The organism is Streptomyces sp. PA03-1a, from assembly GCF_033792805.1.
Lineage (GTDB): Bacteria > Actinomycetota > Actinomycetes > Streptomycetales > Streptomycetaceae > Actinacidiphila.
In genome coordinates, this window is record NZ_JARAVO010000010.1 from 60,998 (window position 1) to 67,921 (window position 6,924).

At 73.4% G+C, this 6,924-nt stretch carries 9 protein-coding genes; 6 read left to right on the forward strand and 3 right to left on the reverse strand.

The window, feature by feature from the left end; genetic code table 11:
* Positions 1-77 precede the first annotated feature (77 nt).
* On the forward strand, positions 78-875 hold the full coding sequence (locus PV341_RS03905; RefSeq protein WP_500327991.1) for an LOG family protein: 798 nt from the start codon (positions 78-80) through the stop codon (positions 873-875).
* Between the two features lie 10 nt (positions 876-885).
* On the opposite strand, the gene folP is transcribed toward PV341_RS03905, so the two are convergent.
* Positions 886-1,746: a dihydropteroate synthase gene (folP, locus tag PV341_RS03910; protein ID WP_500327990.1), complete on the reverse strand. Its 861-nt coding sequence runs from the start codon at positions 1,744-1,746 to the stop codon at positions 886-888.
* 123 nt (positions 1,747-1,869) lie between these two features.
* On the opposite strand from folP, the gene PV341_RS03915 reads away from it, so the two are divergent.
* On the forward strand, positions 1,870-2,250 hold the full coding sequence (locus PV341_RS03915) for a cell division protein DivIVA (protein ID WP_499513785.1): 381 nt from the start codon (positions 1,870-1,872) through the stop codon (positions 2,248-2,250).
* Complete coding sequence (locus tag PV341_RS03920; RefSeq protein ID WP_499513786.1) at positions 2,247-2,837, forward strand: DNA-3-methyladenine glycosylase I; 591 nt, start codon at positions 2,247-2,249, stop codon at positions 2,835-2,837. The genes PV341_RS03915 and PV341_RS03920 overlap by 4 nt, the downstream gene beginning before the upstream one ends.
* A 37-nt stretch (positions 2,838-2,874) precedes the next feature.
* Here PV341_RS03920 and chcB read toward each other — a convergent pair whose 3' ends face one another.
* Entirely contained in the window at positions 2,875-3,666 is a 792-nt protein-coding gene (chcB, locus tag PV341_RS03925; protein WP_500328046.1) for a 2-cyclohexenylcarbonyl CoA isomerase, read from the reverse strand.
* Positions 3,667-3,928: 262 nt separating this feature from the next.
* Between chcB and PV341_RS03930 the strand changes: the two genes are divergently transcribed.
* Positions 3,929-4,096: a DUF3117 domain-containing protein gene (locus PV341_RS03930; protein ID WP_018561471.1), complete on the forward strand. Its 168-nt coding sequence runs from the start codon at positions 3,929-3,931 to the stop codon at positions 4,094-4,096.
* A gap of 109 nt (positions 4,097-4,205) precedes the next feature.
* Here the strand turns inward: PV341_RS03930 and PV341_RS03935 are convergent, their stop codons facing one another.
* Positions 4,206-4,871: an O-methyltransferase gene (locus PV341_RS03935; protein ID WP_499516934.1), complete on the reverse strand. Its 666-nt coding sequence runs from the start codon at positions 4,869-4,871 to the stop codon at positions 4,206-4,208.
* 135 nt (positions 4,872-5,006) lie between these two features.
* On the opposite strand from PV341_RS03935, the gene sigE reads away from it, so the two are divergent.
* Both sigE and PV341_RS03945 read left to right on the forward strand, forming a co-directional pair.
* Positions 5,007-5,783 (forward strand): RNA polymerase sigma factor SigE, encoded by a 777-nt coding sequence (gene sigE, locus PV341_RS03940; protein WP_500327989.1) that lies wholly within the window; start codon positions 5,007-5,009, stop codon positions 5,781-5,783.
* Positions 5,780-6,745: an anti-sigma factor family protein gene (locus PV341_RS03945; protein WP_500327988.1), complete on the forward strand. Its 966-nt coding sequence runs from the start codon at positions 5,780-5,782 to the stop codon at positions 6,743-6,745. The genes sigE and PV341_RS03945 overlap by 4 nt, the downstream gene beginning before the upstream one ends.
* Positions 6,746-6,924 lie beyond the last annotated feature (179 nt).

A 6,924-nucleotide genomic window follows, 5' to 3' on the forward strand; every position in this document is an offset into this window, starting at 1 on the left:
CAATTCAGCGGCGCGTTCTTGATCCGCCCGGCGGACGCGGTCGTACCCTGACCGGACGGCAGCGAAAGGAGCGCGACATGGACAGTGACGCGGAGGAGGCGTCCGCCGCCGAGACAGCCGCGGCGGAGGGCAGCAGCCCCACGGGGCGCGGCTGGCCCGAGCGCCACACCGGTCCCGTCGTACGACGCCGGGGCCAGGTGCAGAAGTCGACGACCGACCAGCGGCTGCTGGACACCCGTGGACCCTCGGACTGGGTGCACGGCGACCCGTGGCGCGTGATGCGCATCCAGTCGGAGTTCGTCGAGGGCTTCGGTGCGCTCGCCGAACTCGGCAGGGCGGTCAGCGTCTTCGGGTCCGCCCGTATGGCGGAGGGCTCGGCCGACTACGAGATTGGCGTCCGCATCGGCCGCGCCCTGGCCGAGGCGGGCTTCGCCGTCATCACCGGCGGCGGCCCCGGGGCCATGGAGGCGGCCAACCGGGGTGCCTGCGAGGCCGGCGGGGTCTCGGTGGGCCTGGGCATCGAGCTCCCCTTCGAGCAGGGGCTCAACCCCTACGTCGACATCGGCGTGAACTTCCGCTACTTCTTCGTCCGCAAGACGATGTTCGTGAAGTACGCCTCCGGGTTCATCGTCCTGCCGGGCGGCTTCGGCACCCTCGACGAGCTCTTCGAGGCCCTCACGCTGGTCCAGACCCGCAAGGTCACGCAGTTCCCCATCGTCCTGTTCGGCTCCGCCTACTGGCGCGGCCTGGTCGACTGGGTCCGCGACACCGTCGTGGACGGCGGCAAGGCGTCCCCGGTCGACCTGGAACTCCTCCACGTCACGGACGACGTCGACGAGGCGGTCGCCCTGGTGACCAAGGAGACCGGCGACTGAACCGCGGGCCCTACGCCAGCCCCCGCCGGGCGACCGCCGGGGGCCGGTGTCCCGCGATCGAGGCCACCATGTCCAGCACCTGACGGGTCTCGGCGACCTCGTGCACCCGGTACACCCGGGCGCCGAGCCACGCCGAGACGGCGGTCGTCGCCAGGGTGCCGATCAGCCGCTCCCTGACGGGGCGGTCCAGGGTCTCGCCCACGAAGTCCTTGTTGGACAGCGAGACCAGCACCGGCCAGCCGGTGGCCGTCATCTCCGGCAGCCGCCGGGTCGCCTCCAGCGAGTGCCGGGTGTTCTTCCCGAAGTCGTGGCCGGGGTCGATGAGGATGGCGTCCCGCCGCACCCCGAGCGCGGCCGCCCGCTCCGCGAGGCCCACCGTCACCTTCAGGATGTCGGCCATCACGTCCTCGTAGCCGACCCGGTGCGGCCGGGTGCGCGGCAGCGCGCCGCCCGCGTGGGTGCAGACCAGGCCGACGCCGTGCTTCGCGGCGACCTCGGCGAGCCGGGGGTCGACGCCGCCCCAGGCGTCGTTGAGCAGGTCCGCCCCGGCCTCGCAGACCGCCTCGCCGACCTCGTGGCGCCAGGTGTCGACGCTGATCACCACGTCGGGGTGGCGCCGGCGCACCTCGGCGACGAAACCGGCGGTCCTGCGGATCTCCTCCTGCGCCGAGACCTCCTCGCCGGGGCCCGCCTTCACCCCGCCGACGTCGATGATCGCGGCGCCCTCCGCGACCGCGCGCCCGACGCGTTCGAGGGCCGGTGCGTCGGTGAACGTGGCGCCCTGGTCGTAGAACGAGTCCGGCGTCCGGTTCACGATCGCCATGATCACGGGCTCGTGCTCGCCGAATTCCCGTGTGCCCAGCCGCAGCATGTCGCGCCTGCCTCCCTCGAAATGTCGTACGCCGATCGAAGATAGTCGCCGACCGCACACCGCGCGCACGGCGCGACGTGGCACGATCGTGGCGTACACGTCGGGCCGACCCCGGGAGAGGTCTTGTTCTGGTTCATGCTCATCGCGTTGGTCGCGGTGGTCGCCGCGGTCGCCCTCGCGGTGCTCGGCGACGGCGGGGTGCTCCGTGACGTGGAGCCGGACCGGGTGGAGGACCGGCTGCCGCCGCAGCGGCCGGTGGGCCGCGCGGACGTCGAGCGGCTGCGCCTGCCGGTGACCGTGCGCGGTTACCGCATGGTGGACGTCGACGACGTGCTGGAGCGCCTCGGCGCGGAACTGGCCCAGCGCGACGCCCACATCGCCGACCTGGAGGCCGCGCTGGCCGGCGCCCACGCCACCCGGCTCGGCGGCCACTCGCTACTCAAGGACGCCGACGAGGCCCCGCGGGCCCCCGAGGACCCGCGCGCCCCCGGGAGCGGGCTGTGAGCGACGGCGGCGTGGTGACCGGGCCGGACGGCCTGGCCCGCTGTCCGTGGGGGCTGTCCACCGACGACTACGTCGAATACCACGACACCGAGTGGGGGCGCCCGGTGCACGGCGAGGCGGCCCTCTTCGAGCGGCTGTGCCTGGAGGCCTTCCAGTCGGGCCTGTCCTGGATCACGATCCTGCGCCGCCGCGAGGGCTTCCGGAAGGCCTTCGCCGGCTTCTCCCCGGAGGCGGTCGCCGCCTTCACCGACGACGACCGGGAGCGGCTCCTCGCCGACACCGGCATCATCCGCAACCGCGCCAAGATCGACGCCTCCATCGGCAACGCGCAGGCCACCCTGGCGCTGCGCGAGGCCCACGAGGGCGGTCTGGACGCCCTGGTCTGGTCGTACGCGCCGGACCCCGCCGGACGCCCGGCACCCCGCACGGTCGCGGACGTGCCGGCCGTCACGGCGGAGTCCACCGCGCTGGCCAAGGACCTCAAGAAGCGCGGCTTCCGCTTCGTCGGCCCCACCACGGCCTACGCGCTGATGCAGGCCTGCGGCCTGGTGGACGACCACCTGGCCGACTGCTGCGCCCGCCGCTGAGCGTCCCGCCCGTCCCGGCCGCCCCGCCCGCCGCGGCTCAGCGGCCGAGGAAGCGGGGCTTGTCCTTCTTCAGGAACGCGTCGACGGCGATCCGGTGGTCCTCGGAGGCGCCGGCGGCCGTCTGCAGCTCGTCCTCCTTGGCCAGCGTGTCGACCAGCGAGTGCCCCTCGCCGTACGCCAGGGAGGCCTTCACCGCCGCGTAGGCGACCGTCGGGCCCTCGGCGAGGGTGCGGGCGACCGAGGCGGCCTCGGCGGCCAGCTCGCCGGCCGGGACCAGGCGGTTGGCGACGCCCAGCTCGAAGGCCTCCTGCGCGCTGATCGTGCGCGGGAAGAGCAGCAGGTCGGCGGCGCGGCTGCGGCCCACCAGCCGGGGCAGCGTCCAGGAGGCCCCGGAGTCGGCGGTCAGGGCGACGCCGACGAAGGAGGTGTTGAAGGCGGCGGTGTCGGCGACCACGCGGTAGTCGCAGGCGAAGGCGAAGCCGGCGCCCGCGCCTGCGGCGACCCCGTTGACCCCGGCGACGACGGGCTTGGGCATGGTGGCGATCGCGGTGACGATCGGGTTGTAGTGCTCGCGCACCGTGGACATGGCAGGCCCGCCGCCCTCCTGCTGGAGGAACGCGACGTGCTCCTTGAGGTCCTGGCCGACGCAGAAGGCCTTGCCGTTCGCGGTCAGCAGCACGGCCCGCACCGCGGGGTCGGCGCCCGCCGCCTCCAGGGCGTCCCGCAGGGCGACCTTGGTCTCCACGTTCAGCGAGTTCATCGCCTCGGGGCGGTTCAGGGTGATGGTGGCGAGCCCGTCACTCACCTCGTACAGCACGGTGTCGGCCATGTGGTCCCCTTCGTCGCGGCTCACGTTCGGGGCCAGCATGCCGGAGATCGCCGGGCACGGACATGTGACCCCCATCAAACGCGGCCGAGAGTGCGATCACCGAAATGGACGGTTTTGCGGGACCGGGTTCTCGAACGGATGGGAACCGATGTTGGTCATCAGGTCACCCGATGCGGGATAATGGCCGAGAACCAATGTGTTCGAGTCCGGTGGCGCCTGGGCCACCGTGTGCGAAGAGCTGGTTTCAGGAAGGGGAACGAGCATGGCGGCCATGAAGCCGCGGACGGGTGATGGCCCGCTCGAGGTGACCAAGGAGGGGCGGAGCATCATCATGCGCGTTCCGCTCGAGGGCGGCGGACGGCTTGTCGTCGAGCTGACTCCGGACGAGGCGGATGCACTCGGCGAGGCTTTGAAGAAGGCCATCGCCTGACAACCGGCCAATCCAAGCCTTGGGCCCCTGGCGGCATGCGCCGGGGGCCCACTTGTTTGTCCGTTTGCGCGCCGCTCCGGAAACAGGTGCATTCCGGGCGGGGAAATTGTCAGCCGCGCCGTACCGCGCAGAGCAGGCCGTCGTCGGTCGGCAGCAGGACGGGGGCGAGGGCCGCGTTGTCCCGTACCGTCCGCATCAGTTCGCGCAGCCGGATGACCTCCGGTTCGGAGTGGGCGGCGTCCATGGACCGGCCCTGCGCGAAGGCCCCCTCGAAGCAGACCAGCCCCCCGGGGCGCAGCAGGCGCAACGATTCGCCCAGGTAGTCCGGGTACTCCAGCCGGTCCCCGTCGCAGAACACCAGGTCGTAGCCGCCGTCGGCGAGCCGGGGGAGGACGTCCAGCGCCCGGCCGGGGATGAAGCGGGCGCGGTTCCCCGCGAACCCCGCCTCCCGGTAGGCGGTGCGGGCGTGCTGCTGGCGGTCCGGTTCGGTGTCGACGGTGGTCAGCACGCCGTCGGGGCGCATGCCCTGCAGCAGGTGGATGCCGGAGACCCCGGTGCCGGTGCCGATCTCCACCACCGCCTTGGCGTCCGTGGCGGCGGCCAGCAGTCGCAGTGCCGCGCCGGTGCCGGGGGAGACGGGGCGCACGCCTGCCTCACGAGCTCGCCCGCGGGCTCGTATCAGCGCGTCGTCCTCGGCGACGAAAGCGTCCGCGAACGCCCAGCTCGCCTGCCGGTTGCCGGTAATTGCCCTCTCCTGTCCGCCTGACGGTTGCAGCCCGCCTGGCGACTGTATCCGTTGCGGTCGGGAACCCGCAGATGGGACCGCTCGTTGGTACCTGCGACGGACCTGAACGTCAGGGCCGGGAGCGATGCGCCCGGCACTTATCCGGAGCTAACGGGCGAGGTGGCTATGGTAGGGGCTCTACTGGACACCACCAGAGCCGACAGGGGAGGTGCGGCTGCGGCGGGTCACCGGGGAGTGCTGTCGCGCTTCCGCAGGTCGGCCGGCGAGCCGAAATCCGTGACCGATACAGCTGACGACCGTCCGCGCAACGACGAGTCCGTGACTGTGGCCGCCAACGCGACCTTCGCCACCGACGGGGACAACCAGGCGTGGACCCCCCCTTCGTGGGAGGAGATCGTCAGTACGCACAGTGCCCGGGTCTACCGCCTGGCGTACCGTCTCACCGGCAACCAGCACGACGCCGAGGACCTCACCCAGGAGGTCTTCGTCCGCGTCTTCCGCTCGCTGTCGACGTACACCCCCGGCACCTTCGAGGGCTGGCTGCACCGCATCACCACCAACCTCTTCCTCGACATGGTCCGCCGCCGTCAGCGCATCCGCTTCGACGCCCTGGGCGACGACGCCGCGGAGCGGCTGCCGAGCCGCGAGCCGTCCCCGGCGCAGCACTTCGCCGACACCCACTTCGACGCGGACATCCAGCAGGCGCTGGACACCCTCGCCCCGGAGTTCCGTGCGGCCGTCGTGCTCTGTGACATCGAGGGACTGTCCTACGAGGAGATCGCCGCGACGCTCGGCGTGAAGCTGGGCACCGTGCGCAGCCGTATCCACCGCGGTCGTTCGCACCTGCGCAAGGCGCTGGAGCACCGTGCGCCGGCCGCCCGTGCGGGCCGCGCGCCCGTCCTGGCCACCGGCCGGCCGGCCCTGGAGGGCGGGAGCACGTGAGCAGCGGTGTCAGCCGGCATCTCACGTGTGCCGACCAGCACTTGGGCGACCACCTCGCCGCCTTCGTCGACGGCGAGCTGCACGACGACGCCCGCGACCGGGTGCTCGCGCACCTGGCGACCTGCCCCGACTGCAAGGCCGCTGCCGACGAGCAGCGCCGGATGAAGGACGTGGTCGCCGCCTCGGCGCCGCCCGCCCTCTCCGCAGGCCTGCTCGCCCGCCTCCAGGAGCTGCCCGGGGGTGACGGGGACGGCGGAAGAGGGCCCTTCGGGGACGGCGGACTGATGGAGACGGCCAGCCTCGGCGGTGAGCGCCTCGGCGGCGGTCTGTTCGGGAAGGCGCGCGAGGAGTTCTCGCTTCCCCTGTCCGCGTCCGCGTCGCGCGGCTTCCGGATCCACGAGAGCGGCCGCTCCGGCGCGGCGGTCGCGCCCGTCGGCCCCGCTTCGTCCGCCGCAGCGGCCCGCGGCCGGCGCCGGTTCGCCTTCGCCGCGGCGGGCGCGGTCTCCATGGCGGCCATCGCGCTCGGCGGCGCGCTGCCGCTGGACGCCGCGGTCGACGGAGCCGGCGGCACCCCGCTCTCCCGCAGCGGCCCGGGCGCCCCCGCGACGCCGTTCAGCGGCGCGACCGCCCGCGCGGCGGCCGACGTGTGGAGCACGGCCACCAGCGACCTGCTGCACCCCGACTCCCGCGGCATGCATCCGTTCGGCGTCGGCACGGACGGCCGGGTGCCCGCCGGCACCGTCACCCGGCCGCTGGGTCTGTCGGGCGACGACCGGTCGGTCACCGGCTCGGCCGCGTCCGCGGTCCCGGGGGTCACCCCGGCACCCGCCCTGGCCCCGCCGGCGACCGCGAGTCCCTCCGCTTCGCCCGCCTCGTCGAGCGGCGCGACGGCCTCGCCGGCCGTGCCCGTTCCGTTCGACTCGGTCGTCCCCCTGGTCGGCCACTTCCCCGTGACCCGCTGAGCGGTCGGCTGCGGGCGGCGCCGACTCCTGGTTCAATCCAGGGAGGACTGGTCGTCGTAGGGGAGCACCGTGGACGAGGGGAAGGCCGAAGGGCCGAAGTGGTGGAGCCGGCCGGAGACGGTCGCGCCGGTTCCCCCTGAGCCGCGGGACCGGCCCGCCCCGGACACGGTCCCCGACGC

Bases quoted from the DNA above. Each gene is read 5' to 3' on its own strand.
- PV341_RS03930 (WP_018561471.1), top strand. From the start codon at position 3,929: ATGGCGGCCATGAAGCCGCGGACGGGTGATGGCCCGCTCGAGGTGACC.
- PV341_RS03905 (WP_500327991.1), top strand. From the start codon at position 78: ATGGACAGTGACGCGGAGGAGGCGTCCGCCGCCGAGACAGCCGCGGCG.
- chcB (WP_500328046.1), bottom strand. From the start codon at position 3,666: ATGGCCGACACCGTGCTGTACGAGGTGAGTGACGGGCTCGCCACCATC.
- folP (WP_500327990.1), bottom strand. From the start codon at position 1,746: ATGCTGCGGCTGGGCACACGGGAATTCGGCGAGCACGAGCCCGTGATC.
- sigE (WP_500327989.1), top strand. From the start codon at position 5,007: ATGGTAGGGGCTCTACTGGACACCACCAGAGCCGACAGGGGAGGTGCG.